We start from the raw sequence: 20,930 nt of genomic DNA, 5'->3' as shown, positions 1-20,930 counted from the left end.
ATTTATCGGGCGATTAGCTCAGCTGGTTCAGAGCACCTCGTTTACACCGAGGGGGTCAGGGGTTCGAATCCCTTATCGCCCACAGAAGAAACTTAAAGTTTCATACGTTCAAAAAATTTATCGGGCGATTAGCTCAGCTGGTTCAGAGCACCTCGTTTACACCGAGGGGGTCAGGGGTTCGAATCCCTTATCGCCCACAAAAGAAACTTAAAGTTTCATACGTTTAAAAGATTTATCGGGCGATTAGCTCAGCTGGTTCAGAGCACCTCGTTTACACCGAGGGGGTCAGGGGTTCGAATCCCTTATCGCCCACATTAGCATCCTTTATAGGGTGCTTTTTTTTTGCCTTTTTGGATCAAATCAATGTGATCAAATTAAATTAAGTATATAAACCCAAATTACGCATTAGAGATTTCAAAAGGATAGGTGATGTTATAATTCCAAAGACCACTGAACCAAGCTCTTCTTTTTTTGTTAAGTGCAATTTTAAAAACAAAATGATAAATTTGTTTTTAAAAATATGTCGCTATGGCAAAGGTTTTATATCGCAATGTTGTTAGTGTTTTCTGAGTTTTTTCTTGTAAAACAAATGTTCTGAAAAGAAACATTAAATTATAAGCTATCATAGTAAAAATAAGAGCTGCTTCGGTTAGGAAAAAATCTTTCAAATTAAATCTGTCAAAGCTAAAGTCATATTTCAATTCTTTTATTCTATTTTCAGCATCGTCTTTACGATGATAGAATTTCCAGATTTCTGATGGAGCAAATTCTAGATTTGTAAAATAGGCTGTGTATCTGTAGTTTTTGTGAATTTGATCCTCAGGAAAAAGACTTAATATTTTACCTGGCGCATTGGGTCTTTCTTTTAATTTTTGACGTACAACTACCATTCTTCTTTATTTTTCCCAGAACTTAGCCTTATAATTTTGCTCACAAATCTCAATACCGTCATCTATGGGTTTATTACTTTTTGGACAGCCTCATTAAGGTTTTATATTGTTGTAAGAAAATATTTTATACTTGAGATAGAATAAAAAAAGAAGGTTTCCATAAGTAGATAACCAGCACTTAGTTTTTGTTTAGATAATAGGGAAACCTAATAATATATTGTATTATTTGATTTATTTTATCTGTTTATTTTTAACTTTCTTGGTAAATTAGAAAGAATTGATCAAACAAAGCTAAATGATAAGATTGTCTATTTTTTGGATACCTTCTTTATAGATTTTTTAAAATTAATTTATAATAATTCTTCTTGATTCTTTTTTATTTTTACTTTCTATATTTAAAATGTAAACACCAGAAGAGATATTAGATAGATCTATTTCACTATTAAATTCTGATCCTTTTGCTTCATATTTTCTTTCAAACATATTTCTACCTCCTAAATCAAAAAGTTGAATAGTTACTTCTTGATCTGTAGATAAGGTAATATTAAATTTTCCGTTAGAAGGATTAGGGAAAATTTCAAATTTTTCAAAATTATTTATTTCATTTCCTAAAGTTCCTTGTATAACAAAATTATCAATGAATACTCCTTCTTGATTAGAAGAATCGTCTGATATAAAAGTAAATCTGAAAATAGCATTTGATGCAGGTCCTACTTCTGCTAAACTATGGGTATAATTTCTCTTATTACCATTATTACCATTACCTCCTGAAGGAGCAATATTATAATTACCAGTCCATTGTTTTCCAATACAATTGAAGCAATCAATACCATTAGGTATTCTAGAGCTATTATACCAAGTGTTGGTTACATTACCAAGAGGAGTCCAAGTTGCACCATTATTAGTTGAATATTCAAAATAAATGATATCCCAGTTGCTTTCAAGATCAAATGCCATATCAAAACTTACTCTGGCATTAGTTAAATTAGATAAATTATAACATTGAGAAACTAAATAAGAGGTTGTTTTGTCAGGATAGTTTCCTACTAATTTTGTAGCATACCCTGGTGAATTACCAGTAGCTGCAGCTGATAAATTTGTTTTATTTACAAAACCTCTTTCCCAAACAGTATTATTTTTATTTCCCTGGTCTACTGAAACTAGAACATCATTAGGTGTATTGAATGTATTTAATGTGCCTATGTTACTAGAATCATTTACTAATATTACCATGGATTTGTTATTATTAGTCATTAAGTCATCATTTACTATACTAACGGTAGCATTTAGTATATGATAACCTCTGCTTAAATTATTTACATTTAAGGCTTGAGTTACTTGTTCGCATTGAGCTAAGTTTCCATTCCAATTTAGAGTAGAATTGGCTCCACCGTCTATATTGTAGGTAATAGTAGCAGCATTAATAACATTAGATCCACCATTTTCAAAAGTAATTGTAGGGCTATAGGGTGCACCACAATTTACATTTAAATTACCTCCTTGTAGAGATTTTAAGACAATATCATTAGCAACAGCATTATATGCGTTTCCAACATTTACAGCATACCAAGCATTAGTAACGGATTGTACTTCAGGACTGGATGAGCAATATAAAGAATTTGCTACTGCTATGGTTGCATTTCTACAATCCATAAAAGTTGAGTTAGGGGTTAAATAATCTCTTTCAGCATAATAGGCTATTTGTGCTGCTTTTGCCATACCTATTCCTTGAACATTATATACGTCTTGTCCTCCGTTTGCTAAACTAGCATTGTTAGTGCCTGATTTACCAGCCGTTAGTATGTAAAACCAATGATTTAAGACACCGCTATTAGTGTGTACACCACATTGATCATTTGTATCATTTGGAGCAGTACATTCAGGAGTAACTCCAGTATCATCTTGCGTATCTACATAATATAATCCTAAAAAAGTATCAGGATCTCTTTTTGTATTAGGGTAACTCATAGATCGTAAAGAGTTTCCTATATCTTCTCCTATTTTCCAAACATTTAATGTACCAGGACTGGCAGTATCAGCGGCTGCATTCAGATTACCATTTTTAGCATATTGTTCAATACATGCTCCCCAAATATCTGAAAATCCTTCATTCATTGCCCCTGATTGATTTTTATATGCTAAATCGGCTGTATAAGTACATATAGCATGCCCTATTTCATGACCGCAAATATCAACAGCTGTTAAAGCATCAAGAGTAGTTCCTTTGCCATAGCTCATAAATTGACCATCCCAAAAGGCATTATCACTAGAGCTATTTGTAGGATCAACCAGGGTTAGATCAAGATTAACATAACTTTTTATGAGACTTCCTCTATTATCAAAACTATCTCTATTAAAAATATTTTTCCAAAAATCATACGTTTTTAGAGCTCCCCAATGTGCATCTAATCCTGCATCATCTTTAGCTGCATTGTGAAATTCAGCAGCTGTCCAGTTATTGTCATTATCCATAAAATGAGAATTAGTATAATTACCATTAGCGCAATTATAGGTAACAATACCTTTTCCTCTTGTTGCATCGGATAAAATATATTTGTTTAGATTCGTATCAAAAGTGGTTTCTATAGTTCTATTACCACTATAACGGGTAGCTGCATTTCCAGAAGCTAATGCAGTAGGAAAAATAATATTTTCTATTTGTTTACCTGTTTTTTTTATTTGATCTTTTGAAACTAAATTTTTATGGAAGTGTTTTATCAAAGGATTTGTATATAAAAGAGCTCCTGTGTTAGCATTAATATAATATTCTTTTCTAGAAATAGGTTTTATAGAATATATGTCATATTTGTATGCTAGATATACTTTTCCAGAATTGGTATCAGGAAAAAGGACTAATTCTCCTTTAGGTTTTTCATATTCAAAAATTTTGGATTGTTCTAAATTTTCCCATAAATATTTTTCTGCATTTGCGTAATCTAAAGCATATTGAAAACATCTTTGAGCTGAAAGTTTAGGAGTTAAATCTACTGATTTTGCATTATATAGTTCTGCATTTACTAATTCAACCAAACCATTTTTTTCATGGGTAATGACAGTACCGAATTCTACTTTTAATCCTTTATAATATTGTTGATGTTTTTGATGTGTAAAACCTTTAATATCAGAAGTTACTGAGCTAACTTTATATTGGTTATTTTTATCCAGTCCGTATGATTTCTCTATGGCATTTAATGCTTTTTCATGAGAGGAACCTTTGTCCATACGTAACGTTTTCTGATATTCTTTTTTTGATTCAAATTTTGCATTTTCTTGTGCTTTCATATTTGAAGTCATAGATAATATAGAAAACAATAAAACATAATTTTTTTTCATATCTATTTGTTTTATGATGAAGCTACAATATTAAGTTATTTTCTTAAATAAATATAGTTTATTTTTTTGATTTTTAACATATTGTTTTTTTTGGTTGATATTTTTTTAGGATAAGAAATACTTATTAAAATAACTCTTAATCAATTTCATTTAAATAAAGACATTTATTATTTTTACATATATGATTAAATCTTATTCTTTAGTCATTTAAATACAAACCTTTATATAAACTGAAAAATATGCTATCTGTTGAAGAAGCTTTAAAAAAAATACAAGAAATAGAAGTAGAACTTTTTACAAAAGAAATTTTATTAAAGGATTCTAATGGTTATGTACTTGCTTCAGATGTTATTTCTCCTATAAATATGCCTCCTTTTGAACAATCTGCAATGGATGGTTTTGCTATAGCAAATCTTGATTCTTTAGAGTTTCAAATAATTGGAAAAATTAAAGCAGGAGATAGTATTCAGTCTGAAATTAGAGAATTTCAAGCAATAAAAATTTTTACAGGAGCAGCTATCCCAAGAGGTACAGTAGCTGTCATTCCTATTGAAAAATGTAAGATTAAAAATCAAAAATTAATTTTATTAGAATTACCTAAATATAATGAAAATATAAGACCTATTGGTGAACAAATACAATCGGGAAATTTAGCTCTAAAAAGAGGAATTCAAATTACTCCGCCAGCTATTGGTTTTTTATCTTGTTTAGGAATTACCCATGTATCCGTATATAAAAAACCTTCGATAGGAATTGTTATAACAGGAAACGAATTAATTGATCCAGGTATAGAGTTAACTTTCGGAAAAATCTATGAGAGTAATGGTATTATGTTACAATCAGCCCTAACTAATTATACAGAGGAAATTAATGTTTACAAAGTACAAGATGATCAAGAATTTACTACAAATAGTATCCAAAAAGCTATGTTGTACCATGATATTATACTTATATCAGGAGGAATATCTGTAGGAGATTATGATTTTGTGTACGATGCGTTACAAGAATTAAACGTAGAAACCCTTTTTTATAAAGTAAATCAAAAACCAGGAAAACCGTTATATGTAGGTTTAAAGGATTCCAAGATCGTATATGCTTTACCTGGAAATCCAGCGGCTTCGCTTAGTTGTTATTATATATATGTATTGCCTATTATAAAAAAAATGCAAGGACAAGTCCCTAATACATTTATGAAAGCAACTCTTGCGCATGATTATGTAGTTAAAAATTCAAGAACTCAGTTTTTAAAGGCTTATTATGATGGTGAAAAGGTAACCATACTTAGTCATCAAAATTCTAATATGCTTAATACTTTTGCATTAGCTAATATACTTGTAAAAATAGAAGCTGGAGAATATAAGATTAAATCAAACTCTATAGTTGATATTTATCATATAAATTAAAATATGAAAAAGATAAATTTGTCTTAATTAGGGTAACGAGTAATACTCTATGCTCGTAATTTAGTTAAGATGGATATTGAATCAAATTTATTTTTATTCCTTATAGGACTTATTGGATTTTTATATGCAAGTGTAGGACACGGAGGAGCAAGTGGTTATTTAGCATTGATGAGTTTGTTTTCGTTTTCACCCGAAATAATGAAACCCTCAGCGTTAGTGCTAAACATATTAGTATCTTCAATTGCTTTTTTATTTTTTTATAAATTAAATCAATTTCGCTGGAATTTATTTTACCCTTTTGCTATTACCTCAATTCCGTTTTCTTTTATGGGAGGTTTTTTTAAGATAGAGACCCATTTATATAAAGTAATCTTAGGTATTATTTTACTGTTTGTTGCGATAAGAATATTGGTAAAATTTGAGAAAAATAAGGATGAAAATATAAAAGTTGTTCCATTTAAAAAGGCTCTTTTTATAGGTGCAGTAATAGGTTTTATATCTGGTATTTTAGGAATAGGAGGAGGTATTATTTTAACCCCTTTGATTTTATTATTAGGTTGGGGAAATATAAAAGAAACAGCAGCGGTTTCAGCTTTGTTTATATTTGTTAATTCTATATCAGGTTTTTTAGGTTTTTTAGCTAATAAAGGTTCGTTCCCTTCACATCTAACGTCTGTAATTTTAGTTGTATTTATAGGAGGTACATTAGGGGCTTTTTATGGGAGTGCTAAATTTAATAGTATGACATTAAAATACATTTTGTCTTTTGTATTAGTTATAGCTTCCGCTAAATTAATGATAGTCTAAATGGAAATAGATGGATATATATTAGCAGGTGGTAGAAGTAGTCGAATGGGTACTGATAAAGGATTTTTATTATTAAATAATCTTCCTTTTGTAATATGTATAAAAAATGCTTTAAATCCTATTTGCAAAAATATTAAGGTTATCACAAATAATTTAAAATATAAAAAAATAGGTTGTAATATAGTTAAAGATATTATAAAAGAAAAAGGACCAGTAGGAGGAATTTATACTGCCTTACATTATTCTCAAACATCTTATACAATTATTATAAGTGTAGATGCTCCTCTAATTACTACAGATTTAATAAAAATACTTATTAGAAATCATATTATTCAAAATACAGATATTACTGTTTTTATAAATGAACAAACTGAAATTCCTCTTATAGGTGTTTATAATACTAGTTTAAAAGAACTATTTAGAGAGGCTACGATTAATAATAAATTAAAATTAAGGGAAGTGTTAAAAGAAGTTAAAACATACAAAATTCCTATTTCTAAAAAATTTAAATATCAAGTACAAAATATTAATACAAAAGAAGAATACGAAATGATTGTAAACCAATTTAATAAGAATGCAAATTAAAATTAAATATTTTGGTCAATTGATAGACCTTATAGGTCTAGAAGAAGAGATTATTGAAATAGATAAAAATGAAATTATTTGTGCTGAAATCATTGAACTTTTGTCATTCAAATATGAAAAATTAGAAAAAACTCCCTTTAAAATAGCAATTAATAAGAAAATTCAGGATTCAAATTATAAAATAAATAAGGAAGATGAAATTGCATTACTTCCTCCTTTTGCAGGAGGATAAAATTTAAAAAATGAATATTTTAAAACGTTACAATCGTCAAATAATCTTAGACCAAGTAGGCATAACAGGTCAAGAAAAGTTACAATCAGCAAAAGTTCTTGTTGTAGGAGCAGGCGGATTAGGATGTTCCGTATTACAAAATTTGGCGGCAATGGGAATAGGAACATTAGGGATCATAGATGGTGATATCGTTGAAGAAACTAATTTACATAGACAAATTTTATATACTTCAAAAGATTGTGGACAAAGTAAATCAGAGGTTGCTAAAAAAACACTAAAAAAGCACAATCCTTTAACAAAGATTCATACCTATCCCGTGTTTTTAAATGAAACAAATGCGTATGAACTAATTCAACAATATGATGTAATTGTTGATTGTACAGATGAAATAAAAGCTCGTTATTTAATTAATGATATAAGTTTGATTACAAAAAAGCCTTTCGTATACGCATCTATTTATAAATTTCAAGGACAATTAACTGTATTTAATTATGATGATGGTCCTAGTTATAGATGTTTATTTCCCGAACAAGAAAATAATTTTATACCGAACTGCACATCAGCTGGCGTTTTGGGCGTTTTGCCTAATATTTTAGGTACTTTACAAGCAGCAGAAGTAGTTAAAATAATCCTTCAAATAGGAAAAATACTTTCAGGAAAAATACTTTTATATGATTTATTATTACAAAGTACTACTGAAATTCAATTTTCAAGAAATGAAAATCAAATAAGATTGGGTTATGAAAAAGGATTAAAATTAAAAGAAGCTAATAAAGAATTATTCTCAGATATTAATGGTGTTGAGTTTCTTGAAAAATGTCAAACAAACCAATACAAAATTATTGATTTAAGAGACCTACTAGAACAACCAAAACTACCTTTTCAAAATATAGAATCAATTTCTCTCAATCAGTTATACGAAAAATGTCATAAATGGGATAAAAATGAAAAAATAATATTTATTTGTCAAAGTGGAATAAGAAGTTCTCTGGCAAAAGATAAACTCAAAGAAAAAGGGTTTAAAAATATAGAGCAATTAAAAAACGGGATCAATTCAATTCTTAATTTATTAGAAAATGGATATAACAAAAAATAAACTTTTTATTCAAGGAGCTATTCAGTCCGATTTTATAACCACTTCCATAACAAAACATCAAGCTAAAACCAATATAGGAGCTCATCAAATATTTTTAGGACAAGTACGAGCAGATATAATGCATGATAAACATGTAATAGCAATAGATTATTCTGCTTATGAAGAAATGGCAATTCAAAAAATAAATGAAATTAGAGAAAGCACTTTTCAGCAATTTAATATTACATGTATGCACATCTACCATAGTCTAGGAAGAGTAAAAGCAGGTGAAATATGTTTGTTTGTATTTGTTTCAGCACCTAGAAGAAAAGCAACTTATGAAGCCTTAGAATACATAGTTGAAGCAATAAAACACGAAGTACCCATTTTTGGAAAAGAAATTTTAGAAGATCACACCTATATATGGAAAAAAAATAAATAATATGGTAGACATCACACAAAAAAGTAATTCATTGCGTACAGCAGTAGCACAAGCTATTGTAAAAGTAGGCAACCCCAATACCCTAGAAGCTATTATAAAAAAAAATGTTCCTAAAGGTGATGTTTTTGAAGCTTCTAAAATAGCAGGCTTATTTGCCGTAAAAAACACATCAAATGCTATACCTGATTGTCATCCATTACCTATAGAATTTACCTCAGTATCACATCATATTCAAGATTTAAATATAGAAATAACAGTTACAGTCAAAACAATTTATAAAACAGGAGTAGAAGTAGAAGCCATGCACGGAGCTTCCATCGTTGCACTAACCATGTACGACATGCTAAAACCCATTGATAAATCAGTAGAAATACATAGTATAAAACTAATAGAGAAAAAAGGAGGTAAATCAGATGTTAAAACCATTGAAAATCAACTAAAAATTGGAATTATTGTTTGTTCTGATAGTATTTCAGCTGGAAAAAAAATAGACTCGGCAGGAAAAACGATCATTAAAAAAATTGAAAAATTAGGTTTAGAATCTTCTTTTTATAAAATAATTCCAGACGAAATTTTAGATATTCAATCAGAAGTAATGAACTTATTTACCAATCAATTTGATTTAGTTATTATAACAGGAGGTACAGGATTATCACCTCGTGATATTACCCCAGAAGCCCTAATACCATTACTAGACAAACGAATTCCAGGTATTGAAGAAACCATTAGAAATTATGGACAACAGCGTACGCCTTATGCAATGTTATCAAGAAGTGTCGTAGGTTTTAAAGGCAATATGCTTATTATGGCACTACCCGGATCTACTAACGGAGCAGCAGAGTCTATAGAAGCTGTGTTTCCTTCAGTATTACATCTTTTTAAAATTATTAAAGGTTTTAATCATAATCAATAAAACATGCTTACGGACAATTTTGGTCGATTTCATAATTATTTACGTATCTCAATTACTGAACATTGTAACCTACGATGCACTTATTGTATGCCAGCTGAAGGAATTAAACTCACACCTAAAAATCATATAATGACAGCAGATGAAATTGTTCAAATAGCTCAGACTTTTGTTGATTTAGGAATAAAAAAAATAAGATTAACAGGAGGAGAACCTCTACTAAGAAAAGATGCTAAAAAAATTATAGAACAACTTTCAAAATTAAATATTGAATTAGCAATTACAACTAATGGTATTTTAGTAGATCAATATATTGAAACTTTTAAAAAAGCAAGCATACAATCTGTTAATATAAGTTTAGACAGTCTTAAACAAGATAAATTTTCATTTATAACACGTAGAGATCAGTTTGAAAAAGTTCTCAAAAACATTCATTTGTTAATAGAAAATGATTTTCATGTTAAACTAAATGTTGTCCTGATAAAAGGATTCAATGATAATGAAATTTTAGATTTTATTCATCTCACAAAAAATACTAAAATAGAAATTCGCTTTATTGAATTTATGCCTTTTGACGGAAATAAATGGAATAAAGATAAATTAGTAAGTTATAATGAAATTTTAGAAGAAATTAATACCTATTATACACCAACTAATGTTATAAAGAAAGAGGACAAACCCAATGACACCGCCAAAAATTACAAAATAGCCAATTTTAAAGGAAGTTTTGCAATAATAAGTACAGTTACTAATCCTTTTTGTGATCATTGTAATAGAATACGATTAACAGCTGATGGGAAATTAAAAAACTGTTTATTTTCAAAATTAGAAACCTCCTTGTTAGATACCTTAAGAGCAGGACACTCTATAATCCCCTTATTAAAAAACAATATATTATTAAAAGAAAAAACAAGAGCTGGCTTTGATACAAACGAATCTTTTACAGATTCATTAAATTTTAATTTAAATCGAAGTATGATTACTATTGGAGGATAACCAAAAATCAAATTTTAATAGAACTGATAAAAGTCATACAAACTCAAATAGGACATTTTTATCTTTATATTAAATTAGAGATATTATGAGCCATTTAAGAGAATCGCACAAAATTTTGTTTTTAAATACACTAGCCTTCATGATATGCTTTGCTTGTTGGACACTAAATGGTGTATTAGTTACTTACCTTGTTGACAAAAATATTTTTGATTGGAGTATAGTTCAAGTAGGTTGGTTATTAGGTATTCCTATTTTATCAGGATCAATTTTTAGACTACCTATTGGTATTTTAACAGACAAATATGGAGGAAAAATTGTTTTTTCAACCCTTTTATTTGTATGCGCCTTTCCATTATTTGCCTTAACTACTGCTACTACATTTTGGGCATTTGCACTACTAAGCTTTTTATTTGGTTTAGTAGGTACCAGTTTTTCAGTAGGAATAGGATACACCTCAGTTTGGTATCCAAAAGAATGGCAAGGAAGAGCACTAGGCATTTTTGGAATGGGTAATGCAGGTGCCGCTATAACTACTTTTATAGCCCCAACATTGTTGAACAAATTTTCTGAAATTGATACAGAAAACGGATGGAAAATGCTACCTATTCTATATGCTATTACATTAATAATTATAGGCTTTGCTTTTTTGATATTTGCTAAAAACAAAAAAATTGAAACAAACTCTAAAACTTTATTAGAACAATTACAACCATTAAAAAATATAAGAGTTTGGCGGTTCGGTATCTATTATTTTTTAGTTTTTGGTTGTTTTGTGGCCTACTCACAATGGTTATTACCCAATTTTATGAATGTATATCATACCAGTCTAGTAACAGGAGGATTATTTACTACAATGTTTAGTTTACCATCTGGCATAATCAGAGCTTTTGGAGGGTATTTATCAGATAAATTTGGTGCTAGGAAAATCATGTATTGGGTTTTAGGATCATCAGTAGTCATTAGTTTTTTACTCATCTTTCCTAAAATGGAAATTCTAACCGATGGACCAGGAGTTTTAGCCACTACAAATGGTATCGTTAAAATTAATAATAATATTATACAAGTTAACAACAAAGAACATAAAGTAAATCTAAAAAATGAAAGCCATTTAAAAGAAAGTATATTATTACCTGTAAAATCTTCTTGGCAAGAAATTATAGTACAACAAAACCAACAAGTAAAGAAAAAAGAATTATTAGCAAAAGGAATTACACAAATTAAGTTCAGTGCTAATATGTGGATGTATCTTGTGTTAGTAATTCTAATAGGTATTGCTTGGGGAATAGGAAAAGCCGCAGTATACAAACATATTCCAGAATACTTCCCTAATCAAGTAGGCTTAGTAGGAGGTATGGTAGGACTCATAGGAGGATTAGGAGGATTCTTAGGACCTATTATCTTTGGATACCTACTCAATACCACAGGATTATGGACCAGTTCTTGGATATTCATTTTTATCATTTCAAGTATTTGCTTGATATGGATGCACAATACCATTATTAGAATATTAAGAATAAAAACCCCCGAATTTTCAAGAGATATAGAACACGATCATTAATAAAATAAAAAAATATGAGTACTTGGTTAAATCAATGGGAACCCGAAGATATAAAATTTTGGGAACAAACAGGAAATAAAATAGCTTGGAAAACGCTAACCATAACAACAATATCACTAATATTATCTTTTGCCTCATGGTTTATGATGAGCGTTATAGTAGTCAAGCTACCAGGGTTAGGATTTTCTTTTAACAAAGATCAATTGTTTTGGCTTGCAGCCATACCAGGTATAGCCGCAGGAATTTTACGTATTATACATACTTTTATACTCCCTATTTTTGGAACAAGACATGTAGTGGCCTTCGCTACATTTATCAAATTAATTCCTGTATTAGGTATTGGTTTAGCCGTTATGAATACAAATACCCCTTTTTGGGTATTCATGGTATTAGCTTTTACAACAGGTTTTGGAGGAGGTGATTTTTCTTCTTATATGCCAAGTACCAATATGTTTTTTCCAAAACGGTTAAAAGGAACAGCATTAGGCATTCAAGCAGGTATAGGAAATTTTGGTGTATCCTTAGCCCAATTCGTAACCCCCTTAGTTTTGAGCGTAGGATTGTATGGTACTCCCTCTTTATTTACAAATATAAATACTAAGGAAGCTAAAGAAATAGTAAAAAACACACCCCTTGAACAACAGACAACCATATTTGCAAAAATGGAATCTAAAAAACAAGAAATCTTATTAAGTAATGTAAAACCTAAAGTATTAGATTCCCTTAAAAAAGCAGTCAAATCAACTGATAATGTTACAATATTTAAATCATTACCATTAAAAGCAAGAGCAAAAGCTATTGCAAATGCAAATCCTAAATTGGCAGAAAAAATACTTAATCAATTACAACCTAATAATAAGGCCGTTACACATACAGAAATTTACATTCAGTCAGCAGCCTTTTGGTATATTCCATTATTGATTTTACTATCAATTATAAGTTGGTTCTATTTAAAAAGTATCCCTATGAAAGCCTCTATCAAGGAGCAAATGGATATTTTTAATAATAAACATACTTGGTTTTGTACTATTACCTATGTAATGACTTTTGGAACCTTTGCAGGGTTATCAGCTGCATTTCCGCTAATGATTAAATTTTTATATGGTGATTTTCCTAATGCTCCAGATCCGTTAGTTTATGCCTTTTATGGTCCCTTAATTGGTTCAGCAACACGTGTGTTATTTGGTTTTGTAGCAGATAAAGTAGGAGGAGCAATCCTTACAACACTAACAGGTCTAGGAATTTTATTAGGATGTATGATGTTAGTAACCCAAGGTCTTTTAGCACCCACTAGCGTAGAACAATTTCCTACGTTTGTTGGAGTTATCCTAATGATGTTCTTTTTTACTGGTATGGGAAATGCAGGGACTTTTAGACAGTATCCCATTATTTTTTCAGATAATCAACGTCAAGCCGCAGGTGTTATCGGTTGGACAGCCGCTATTGCAGCATTTGGTCCTTTTATCTTCTCAAAATTGATAGGAAATAATATTACAAGCAACGGAACAGCTAATGAATTTTTCATAGGCGTAATTCTATTTACCTCATTAGCAACCTTCATCAACTGGTACTACTATAACAAAAAAGGTTGCGAAAGACCAAGTTAATTCTATAAAATAAAAGAGATGAGATTAAAAAAAATAAATTTTAATGCACTCCTTATAGCCATACTATCTTGTATAATCATGGTTGTATTAGTTTATTTAGGTTCGCGGAATTTACAAAATTTTGATGCAGCCTTAATAACTTATTTATTCGGAACCCTATTTGCTTTTTTTGGAATTGTGTATCGCACCTCAGTTTGGTTACAAAGACCTCCTACTTGGATGTATTTTAAAAGAGGAATGTACTTTCTATTCACAGGAAAACTATTCAAACATTTATTATTTATTGTTAAAGAATTTACAAATAATATTATACTACAAAAAATTATTTACCCCAGAGGACAATATCGTTGGTTAGCTCATTTTATGATTGCTATAGGATGTATTTCAGCATTTATGATTACCATTCCGTTAACTTTTGGTTGGATACATTTTACATTAGCACCAGACACAATAGATTTATACCAAGCTCATTTTTTCGGGTTTAAAATATTTTCTTTCAAATTAGGTTCTGTTATTGCCTTTTTAACCTTTCATGCACTAAATTGGTCCTCTTGGTTCGTTATATTAGGTTCTCTATACTATTTAAGAAGACGTTTAATAAACCCTGGATTAATTGCTACCCAAACATTTGAAGGCGATTTATTACCTCTTATTCTTTTAATAGCTATTTCGGCTACAGGATTAGGATTAACCTATTCATACCAGTTTATGAAAGGCTTTGCTTTTGACTTTTTAGCTGTTTTACATGCAGTAACCGTTATCTTATTTTTAATATGGATTCCCTTTGGAAAATTTTTCCATATCATTCAAAGACCTGCTCAAATTGGAGCTCATATCTATAAAATTGAAGGAAAAAAACAACAAGGAATGGCCGTTTGTCCACACACAGGAAAAGAATTTACAACCCAATTGCATATAAACGATTTAAAAATAGTAACACGTAAGTTAGGTTTTGACTTCTCTAAACCAGATGGAACCTCGCATTTAGATTTAAGTCCTGAAGGAAAACGCTCTAAAATAGCACAAGCACATCTTAAAGCAAGACAACAAGGAGGCAATTTATTTGGATAAAAAACAAAAAACATGGCAAAATTACCCGTACCAATAGAAAAAATTATAGAAGATTTTGGTCCCCATCTAAACTATGCTCCTAAAGAAGGATATGTAGGAAGAGACGAACCAGATGACGTAGTAGAAACACATTGCTGCTTTTGCGGTATGCAATGCGGGATAAAACTTCTAGTAAAAAATAATAAAATAGTAGGCTTTGATCCTTGGAAGGAATTCCCTTTTAATGAAGGAAGACTTTGCCCTAAAGGGGTACAACGATACCTACAAAATAACCATCCAGATCGCTTACTCAATCCAATGCTTAGGGCAGAAGGAAAAGGTTTTACAAATACTACTTGGGAAGAAGCAATGAACAAAACCGTATCTGAAATACAAAGAATTCAAAAAAAACACGGTAATGATGCTTTTGCTATGTTATCAGGTGTTTCGTTAACAAACGAAAAAAGTTATTTAGTCGGTAAATTTGCCCGTGTAGCCCTTAAAACAAAAAACTTAGACTATAATGGTCGCTTATGTATGGTAAGTGCAGGAGCAGGAAACAAAAAAGCTTTTGGTTTAGATAGAGCCTCTAATAATTATTCCGATTTAGAACAGGCTGAAGTCATAATCATAGCAGGAGCCAATGTTAGTGAAACCTTTCCAACCTTAACCCATTGGATATGGAAAGCACGAGACAATGGAGCTAAATTAATAGTAATTGACCCTAGAATCATCCCTTTAGCTCGTACCGCCGACATTCATCTAGACATATTACCAGGAACTGATTCAGCTTTATATGGTGCTATGCTAAAATATTTAGTTGATCATGATATGCTCGATCACGATTTTATTAATAATCATACTTCTGGTTTTCAAGATACAATAGATGCAGTAGAAAGTTATACGTTAGAATGGGCGGAGGAGGTAACAGGTATTAGTAAAGAAAAAATAAAAGAAGCCGCTAAACTTTGGGGAAAAGCTAAAACTTCTTTCTTATTACATGCTAGAGGGATTGAACACCATTCTAAAGGAGTAGATAACGTTTTAGGCTGTATAAACCTCGTTCTAGCTACAGGTAGAATAGGTAAACCTTATTGTGGATATGCTACCATTACAGGACAAGGAAATGGACAAGGAGGACGTGAGCATGGTCATAAATGCGATCAACTACCAGGAAATAGAGATATTGAAAACCCTGAACATAGAAAATATATTTCTGAAGTTTGGGGAATAAATGAAGCCGATTTACCAAGTAAAGGATTATCAGCCTATGAAATTATTGAAGCTATTCATCGTGGCGAAATAAAAGGATTACTTTCTATTTGTTTTAATCCATTAGTTTCTTTACCCAATAGTAATTATGTTCGTCAAGCTCTAGAAAAACTAGAATTTTATGTCTGTATAGATTTTTTTTTAAACGAAACAGCTCGTCATGCGGATGTTATTTTAGCAGGTTCATTACAAGAAGAAGAAGACGGAACAACCACTTCAGCAGAAGGAAGAGTCATCAGAATTAGACAAGCCGTAACACCTCCAGGTAATGCACGTAAAGATTCTGAAATACTATTAGAATTAGCTAAAAGACTAGGTGTTGAAGAAAAATTTTCTTTTCAAAACAGCGAAGCTATATTTAATGAGCTAAGAATAGCCTCAAAAGGGGGAACAGCTGATTATTATGGTATTAGTTATAAAAAAATTGAAGACAATATGGGCATATTTTGGCCCTGTCCTTCAAATGATCACCCTGGTACACCAAGACTTTGGGAAGATAAAAAATTTAAAACCCCCGATGGTAAAGCACATTTTAATCCAGCACCATACAAATTACCAAGTGAAGTAACAAATGACGAATACCCAGTTACCTTAACAACAGGTAGGGTAGTATCACAATATTTAAGTGGTACACAAACCAGAAGAATTGGTAAATTAGTAGATCAATACCCAGAACCACTAGTGGAAATTCACCCAGAATTAGCACAAAAATATAACATCCAACAAGGAGAATTAGTAAAAGTTTCTACCCGTCGTGGTCAAGGTACATTTCCTGCTAATATTGTAGAAACAATACGAAAAGACACCGTATTTATACCGTATCATTGGCCAGGAGAAAAATCAGCTAATTTATTAACAATAGGAGCTTTAGATCCTATATCAAAAATACCTGAATTTAAAGTTTCAGCGTGCAAACTAGAACCTTTAAAAAAAATGGCACCAAGTCCTTCCGTTACAAAAGCTTATGCGAGTAAATAAAAGATAAAAAATTATGAGTAACTACACCTCGTTTAATAAAAATGAAGAATTCTTTTTAGATATGCAACGCTGCATAGGTTGTAAAGCTTGTGAAATGGCGTGTGCTGAATGTGAAACAAATGGTCATGACTCTATGATACATGTAAATTATGTAGAAAGAGCAACCACCATACAAACCACCGTACAAGTTTGTATGCACTGCGAAGACCCTGTTTGTGCAAATGTATGTCCAGCCGATGCAATTTCCAAAGACGAATTTGGTATCGTACACACTGCTAATACAGAACGATGTATAGGCTGTTCTAATTGTGTTATTGCCTGTCCCTTTGGTGTTCCAAAAAAAATAGAATCTTATGATCTAATGATGAAATGTACTATGTGCTATGACCGAACTAGTATAGGAGAAAAACCCATGTGTGCTACCGTATGTCCTAGCGGTGCCTTATTTTATGGAACCAAAGAAGAAATTAAAAAAATAAGACCTAACAGCTCACCCGTAAACAAATTTATCTTTGGAAACGAAGTAGTACTAACGAAAGTAAATATCATGATGCCAAAAGAAAGTACGGAATTAATTATCTATTAAACCTTAAACAATGTCAAAAGAAAAGAATATTAGTAAAAATTGGAAAAAAGATTTTCCTATTCATAAGCAAGAAGCTACACAAGTTAGTCGACGTGATTTTGCCAAATTTCTAACCCTTGTTTCAGGAGGACTCATGATAGGTAGCGGATTGGTAACAGCAAAAGCCTATTTATTTCCCAAAAAAGAAATAGAAGGAGAACAATTTGTATGTAAAAAAACAGATATTCCCATGGGCGGAACAAAAGCTTTTCAAGTAAAAGGAAGTAACATACCTTATATCCTGATACACCTTGAAGACGGAACCTTTAGAGCTTATGAACAAAAATGCACCCATTTATCTTGTGCCGTTTATTATAAACCAGGTTCAGGACAAATTATTTGTCCTTGTCATGAAGGATATTTTGATGCTAGAACAGGAGAAGTGCTAGCAGGGCCACCACCTAGACCTTTACCACAACTAACAGTAATAGAAAAAGAAGAAGGTTTATATGTAAAAGCCATAATATCTGAAACAACTTAATATTTTTGTTTATGAGTACCTTTAGAACAGGACAAAACATAGCCAACACCCGAAAGTTAAACGCCATACTTTCTACCATCATATTAATCTTGATTTTGAATATAACAATTCAAATATGGTTACTATACGCAGCACTAAATAACGCTCTAGATAATCATAAAGAAATTTTGATCCCTGCCTTTATTGCCTCGACTATCTTATTTGGTATAGGATTAAGCATATTATATTTTTTACCATCAGGAAATAAAAAAACAGTTAAACCCAAATTATGAGTCAGACTTTATGATGAATAAGAAAAGAACAAAGAAGATGAAAATATACAAAAAAAATTTTAGAACAGATATTTAAATAAATTAATACTTTAATTCTAAAAATTTTATTAAAAAAAAGAGAAAATACTATTGTCATTCTCTAACAATTTTTACATAAATATATAAAGATTATATACAAACTTTAATTTAACCTAAATTATAAATTATGTATATGATAAAATGAAAAAAATAAAAGATACATAAAAATGTATAAATGTTTGGCATAAATATAAATTTTTTCATATTAAAATAAAAAAAGGAACCCTTTTTAGATTCCATACCATTTAATATGTAATAAATTTATAATACAAAATCTCTTTTAAAAAGATAATTATAACAAATAAAAAAAACTTAAAAAAACACCCTAAAATTAAATATTTGATAAAGGGTAAGATATTAAAAATCAGTTATATAATACTATAAAATAAAACAGTATTGGTGAAAAGAGAAAAGTTATTTTTAAATTTGCCAAAAAATATTATGATGAAAATAAAAAAAAGAATTAAAAGACTGAGTATAATAGTAGCCCTATTATTTACAGTGAGTATTTTTCCGCAAGAATTTACAGTAGGAGATTTAATATATGCTGTAACATCAGATATGAATGTAAGTGTAAGAGCATCTAATACATCTATTAGAGGAGCCATTACAATTTCTCCTACTGTAAATAATGCAGGTGCCATCTACACAGTCACCTCTATTCGATACGGTGCTTTTCAAGACTGTAAAGATTTAACTACTGTTACCATTCCTAATACCGTTACCTCTATCGGAGACCAAGCTTTTAAAAATTGTAAAGGTTTAACCGCTATCACTATTCCTAATTCGGTTACTTCTATTGGATTCTCTGCTTTTTCTAGTTGTGAACTATTAACCGCTATTAATCTTCCTAATTCCGTTGCCTCTATTGGAGATTTAGCTTTTGCTAGATGTCTAGGTTTAACCACTATTACCATTCCTAATACTGTTACCTCTATTAAAAGTAGTCTCTTTTCGGGTTGCTCCAATTTAGCTACTGTTATCATTCCTAATTCTGTTACTTCTATTGAAGATAGAGCTTTTTATTTTTGTTCTAACTTAACCTCTATTACTATTCCTGATTCGGTTACTTCCATAGGAAACAATGTTTTTTATAAAACAGGTTTAACTTCTGTTACTATTCCTAATTCCGTTACTTCTATCGGGAGTAATGCTTTTGAGCGTTGCCGTAATTTAGCTAGTGTTACCCTATCTAATTCCGTTACTTCCATCGGAAATAATGCTTTTGATAATTGTCGTAGTTTAACAACTATTACAATTCCTAGTTCTATTACTTCTATTGGGGAATCTGTTTTTTCGGGTTGTGCTGGTTTAACTACCGTTACTATTCCCAATTCGGTTACTTCTATAGGAAATAAAGCTTTTTATTATTGCACTAATTTAAAATCTCTTACAATTCCCGATTCTGTTACTTCTATTGATGATAAAGCGTTTTTAAATTGTGAAGGATTAACCACTCTTACCCTTTCTAATTCTATTACTTCTATAGGTGAAAGTGCTTTTGAAAATTGTGCAGCTTTAACCACCCTTATTATCCCTAATTCACTTTCTTTTATAGGAAGGTATTCTTTTAAAAACTGCAGAGGTTTAAAAACTATTACCATTCCTGATTCCGTTATTTCCATTAGAAATGGTGCATTTCAGGATTGTAGATCTTTGACAACTCTTACTATTCCTAATTCCGTTACTTCTATTGGAAATAGTGCATTTCAGGATTGTAGAGGATTAAAAAACGTTACCATTCCTAATTCTGTTACTTCCATTAGAAATAAAGCTTTTGAAAATTGCCTAGGTTTAACCACTGTTACCGTAAATTGGGCAAATCCACTCGTAATATCTAACGATGTTTTTAATAATCTTACTTTGAATAATATAGAACTAAAAATTCCTGAAGGGGGAGTAGCTGGATACCAAGCAGCTGCAGTTTGGGAAGATTTTAATATTGTAGAACAAACTCTTTCTATATCAGAAAATATAAAAAATAATTTTGCATTATACCCTAATCCAGTAAAAGAGGTATTGTATTTTTCAGAAGATTTAGAAAATATTACAATTTACAATGGAGAAGGCAAATTAGTTCTTAAAAATGAACAAAATATGAATACTATGAACCTCTCTGATCTACCGAAAGGAATCTATCTACTTTCTGGGGAAAACAAAACAGGTTATAAAGTTTTTAAAAAAATAGTAAAAGAGTAGTTGTAAATAATTTATAGAAACTGACACTATCCAGAAAGTGTGTAAGTTAAAAAGTAAAGGCTTGGATTGTTATAATCTGAGCCTTTTGTTAAATATGAGATTAAATTAAATTCAGTATCCCATACTATTTTAGATTC

Annotated in this window: 18 protein-coding genes and 3 tRNA genes; 19 read left to right on the top strand and 2 right to left on the bottom strand. The window is 30.5% G+C overall.

Annotated elements, in window-relative coordinates:
• The first annotated feature begins 7 nt into the window (after window positions 1-7).
• From AWN65_RS06030 to AWN65_RS06020, 3 genes are all read left to right on the top strand, one after another.
• Window positions 8-82, top strand: a tRNA-Val gene (locus AWN65_RS06030).
• Window positions 83-122: 40 nt separating this feature from the next.
• Window positions 123-197, top strand: a tRNA-Val gene (locus AWN65_RS06025).
• A gap of 40 nt (window positions 198-237) precedes the next feature.
• Window positions 238-312 (top strand) — tRNA-Val (locus AWN65_RS06020).
• A gap of 200 nt (window positions 313-512) precedes the next feature.
• Here the strand turns inward: AWN65_RS06020 and AWN65_RS06015 are convergent.
• Both AWN65_RS06015 and AWN65_RS06010 read right to left on the bottom strand, forming a co-directional pair.
• Window positions 513-890: a transposase gene (locus AWN65_RS06015; RefSeq protein WP_060382344.1), complete on the bottom strand. Its 378-nt coding sequence runs from the start codon at window positions 888-890 to the stop codon at window positions 513-515.
• Between the two features lie 345 nt (window positions 891-1,235).
• Window positions 1,236-4,223, bottom strand: a complete 2,988-nt coding sequence (locus AWN65_RS06010) for a M4 family metallopeptidase (RefSeq protein ID WP_060382343.1) — start codon at window positions 4,221-4,223, stop codon at window positions 1,236-1,238.
• A gap of 239 nt (window positions 4,224-4,462) precedes the next feature.
• On the opposite strand from AWN65_RS06010, the gene AWN65_RS06005 reads away from it, so the two are divergent.
• From AWN65_RS06005 to AWN65_RS05930, 16 genes are all read left to right on the top strand, one after another.
• The gene (locus tag AWN65_RS06005) at window positions 4,463-5,626 is read left to right on the top strand and encodes a molybdopterin molybdotransferase MoeA (protein WP_060382342.1); all 1,164 of its coding nucleotides are present in this window, start codon (window positions 4,463-4,465) and stop codon (window positions 5,624-5,626) included.
• A 69-nt stretch (window positions 5,627-5,695) separates the two neighbouring features.
• A complete protein-coding gene (locus AWN65_RS06000) occupies window positions 5,696-6,433 on the top strand; it encodes a sulfite exporter TauE/SafE family protein (protein WP_060382341.1) in 738 nt (245 codons plus the stop codon).
• A complete protein-coding gene (locus AWN65_RS05995; protein ID WP_060382340.1) occupies window positions 6,434-7,018 on the top strand; it encodes a molybdenum cofactor guanylyltransferase in 585 nt (194 codons plus the stop codon).
• On the top strand, window positions 7,008-7,250 hold the full coding sequence (locus AWN65_RS05990; RefSeq protein WP_060382339.1) for a MoaD/ThiS family protein: 243 nt from the start codon (window positions 7,008-7,010) through the stop codon (window positions 7,248-7,250). The genes AWN65_RS05995 and AWN65_RS05990 overlap by 11 nt, the downstream gene beginning before the upstream one ends.
• 10 nt (window positions 7,251-7,260) lie before the next feature.
• Window positions 7,261-8,346 (top strand): ThiF family adenylyltransferase, encoded by a 1,086-nt coding sequence (locus AWN65_RS05985; protein ID WP_060382338.1) that lies wholly within the window; start codon window positions 7,261-7,263, stop codon window positions 8,344-8,346.
• A complete protein-coding gene (locus tag AWN65_RS05980) occupies window positions 8,327-8,767 on the top strand; it encodes a molybdenum cofactor biosynthesis protein MoaE (protein ID WP_060382337.1) in 441 nt (146 codons plus the stop codon). The genes AWN65_RS05985 and AWN65_RS05980 overlap by 20 nt, the downstream gene beginning before the upstream one ends.
• 1 nt (window position 8,768) lies before the next feature.
• Window positions 8,769-9,680: a bifunctional molybdenum cofactor biosynthesis protein MoaC/MoaB gene (gene moaCB / locus AWN65_RS05975; protein ID WP_060382336.1), complete on the top strand. Its 912-nt coding sequence runs from the start codon at window positions 8,769-8,771 to the stop codon at window positions 9,678-9,680.
• Window positions 9,681-9,683: 3 nt separating this feature from the next.
• Window positions 9,684-10,673: a GTP 3',8-cyclase MoaA gene (gene moaA, locus AWN65_RS05970; protein ID WP_060382335.1), complete on the top strand. Its 990-nt coding sequence runs from the start codon at window positions 9,684-9,686 to the stop codon at window positions 10,671-10,673.
• An 85-nt stretch (window positions 10,674-10,758) separates the two neighbouring features.
• The gene (locus AWN65_RS05965; protein ID WP_060382334.1) at window positions 10,759-12,231 is read left to right on the top strand and encodes an MFS transporter; all 1,473 of its coding nucleotides are present in this window, start codon (window positions 10,759-10,761) and stop codon (window positions 12,229-12,231) included.
• A 14-nt stretch (window positions 12,232-12,245) separates the two neighbouring features.
• The gene (locus AWN65_RS05960) at window positions 12,246-13,838 is read left to right on the top strand and encodes a magnesium transporter MgtE N-terminal domain-containing protein (RefSeq protein ID WP_060382333.1); all 1,593 of its coding nucleotides are present in this window, start codon (window positions 12,246-12,248) and stop codon (window positions 13,836-13,838) included.
• A gap of 18 nt (window positions 13,839-13,856) precedes the next feature.
• Window positions 13,857-14,909, top strand: a complete 1,053-nt coding sequence (locus tag AWN65_RS05955; protein ID WP_060382332.1) for a hypothetical protein — start codon at window positions 13,857-13,859, stop codon at window positions 14,907-14,909.
• Between the two features lie 12 nt (window positions 14,910-14,921).
• Window positions 14,922-17,138 (top strand): molybdopterin oxidoreductase family protein, encoded by a 2,217-nt coding sequence (locus tag AWN65_RS05950; RefSeq protein WP_060382331.1) that lies wholly within the window; start codon window positions 14,922-14,924, stop codon window positions 17,136-17,138.
• Between the two features lie 13 nt (window positions 17,139-17,151).
• On the top strand, window positions 17,152-17,724 hold the full coding sequence (locus AWN65_RS05945; protein WP_060382330.1) for a 4Fe-4S dicluster domain-containing protein: 573 nt from the start codon (window positions 17,152-17,154) through the stop codon (window positions 17,722-17,724).
• A gap of 10 nt (window positions 17,725-17,734) precedes the next feature.
• Window positions 17,735-18,244, top strand: a complete 510-nt coding sequence (locus AWN65_RS05940; protein ID WP_060382329.1) for a Rieske (2Fe-2S) protein — start codon at window positions 17,735-17,737, stop codon at window positions 18,242-18,244.
• 11 nt (window positions 18,245-18,255) lie between these two features.
• On the top strand, window positions 18,256-18,516 hold the full coding sequence (locus AWN65_RS05935) for a DUF6755 family protein (protein WP_060382328.1): 261 nt from the start codon (window positions 18,256-18,258) through the stop codon (window positions 18,514-18,516).
• Between the two features lie 519 nt (window positions 18,517-19,035).
• Window positions 19,036-20,793, top strand: a complete 1,758-nt coding sequence (locus AWN65_RS05930; RefSeq protein ID WP_081078399.1) for a leucine-rich repeat protein — start codon at window positions 19,036-19,038, stop codon at window positions 20,791-20,793.
• The last annotated feature ends 137 nt before the right edge of the window (window positions 20,794-20,930 follow it).

The organism is Flavobacterium covae (genome assembly GCF_001534645.1).
Lineage (GTDB): Bacteria > Bacteroidota > Bacteroidia > Flavobacteriales > Flavobacteriaceae > Flavobacterium > Flavobacterium covae.
This window is presented reverse-complemented; position numbering and strand designations above follow the sequence as displayed.

Coding starts and splice junctions, on each gene's coding strand:
- moaCB (WP_060382336.1), top strand. CDS start 8,769: ATGGTAGACATCACACAAAAAAGTAATTCATTGCGTACAGCAGTAGCA.
- AWN65_RS05960 (WP_060382333.1), top strand. CDS start 12,246: ATGAGTACTTGGTTAAATCAATGGGAACCCGAAGATATAAAATTTTGG.
- AWN65_RS06000 (WP_060382341.1), top strand. CDS start 5,696: ATGGATATTGAATCAAATTTATTTTTATTCCTTATAGGACTTATTGGA.
- AWN65_RS05965 (WP_060382334.1), top strand. CDS start 10,759: ATGAGCCATTTAAGAGAATCGCACAAAATTTTGTTTTTAAATACACTA.
- AWN65_RS05950 (WP_060382331.1), top strand. CDS start 14,922: ATGGCAAAATTACCCGTACCAATAGAAAAAATTATAGAAGATTTTGGT.
- AWN65_RS05940 (WP_060382329.1), top strand. CDS start 17,735: ATGTCAAAAGAAAAGAATATTAGTAAAAATTGGAAAAAAGATTTTCCT.
- AWN65_RS05930 (WP_081078399.1), top strand. CDS start 19,036: ATGATGAAAATAAAAAAAAGAATTAAAAGACTGAGTATAATAGTAGCC.
- AWN65_RS05945 (WP_060382330.1), top strand. CDS start 17,152: ATGAGTAACTACACCTCGTTTAATAAAAATGAAGAATTCTTTTTAGAT.
- AWN65_RS05985 (WP_060382338.1), top strand. CDS start 7,261: ATGAATATTTTAAAACGTTACAATCGTCAAATAATCTTAGACCAAGTA.
- AWN65_RS05955 (WP_060382332.1), top strand. CDS start 13,857: ATGAGATTAAAAAAAATAAATTTTAATGCACTCCTTATAGCCATACTA.
- AWN65_RS06015 (WP_060382344.1), bottom strand. CDS start 890: ATGGTAGTTGTACGTCAAAAATTAAAAGAAAGACCCAATGCGCCAGGT.
- AWN65_RS05995 (WP_060382340.1), top strand. CDS start 6,434: ATGGAAATAGATGGATATATATTAGCAGGTGGTAGAAGTAGTCGAATG.
- AWN65_RS05935 (WP_060382328.1), top strand. CDS start 18,256: ATGAGTACCTTTAGAACAGGACAAAACATAGCCAACACCCGAAAGTTA.
- AWN65_RS06010 (WP_060382343.1), bottom strand. CDS start 4,223: ATGAAAAAAAATTATGTTTTATTGTTTTCTATATTATCTATGACTTCA.
- AWN65_RS06005 (WP_060382342.1), top strand. CDS start 4,463: ATGCTATCTGTTGAAGAAGCTTTAAAAAAAATACAAGAAATAGAAGTA.
- moaA (WP_060382335.1), top strand. CDS start 9,684: ATGCTTACGGACAATTTTGGTCGATTTCATAATTATTTACGTATCTCA.
- AWN65_RS05990 (WP_060382339.1), top strand. CDS start 7,008: ATGCAAATTAAAATTAAATATTTTGGTCAATTGATAGACCTTATAGGT.
- AWN65_RS05980 (WP_060382337.1), top strand. CDS start 8,327: ATGGATATAACAAAAAATAAACTTTTTATTCAAGGAGCTATTCAGTCC.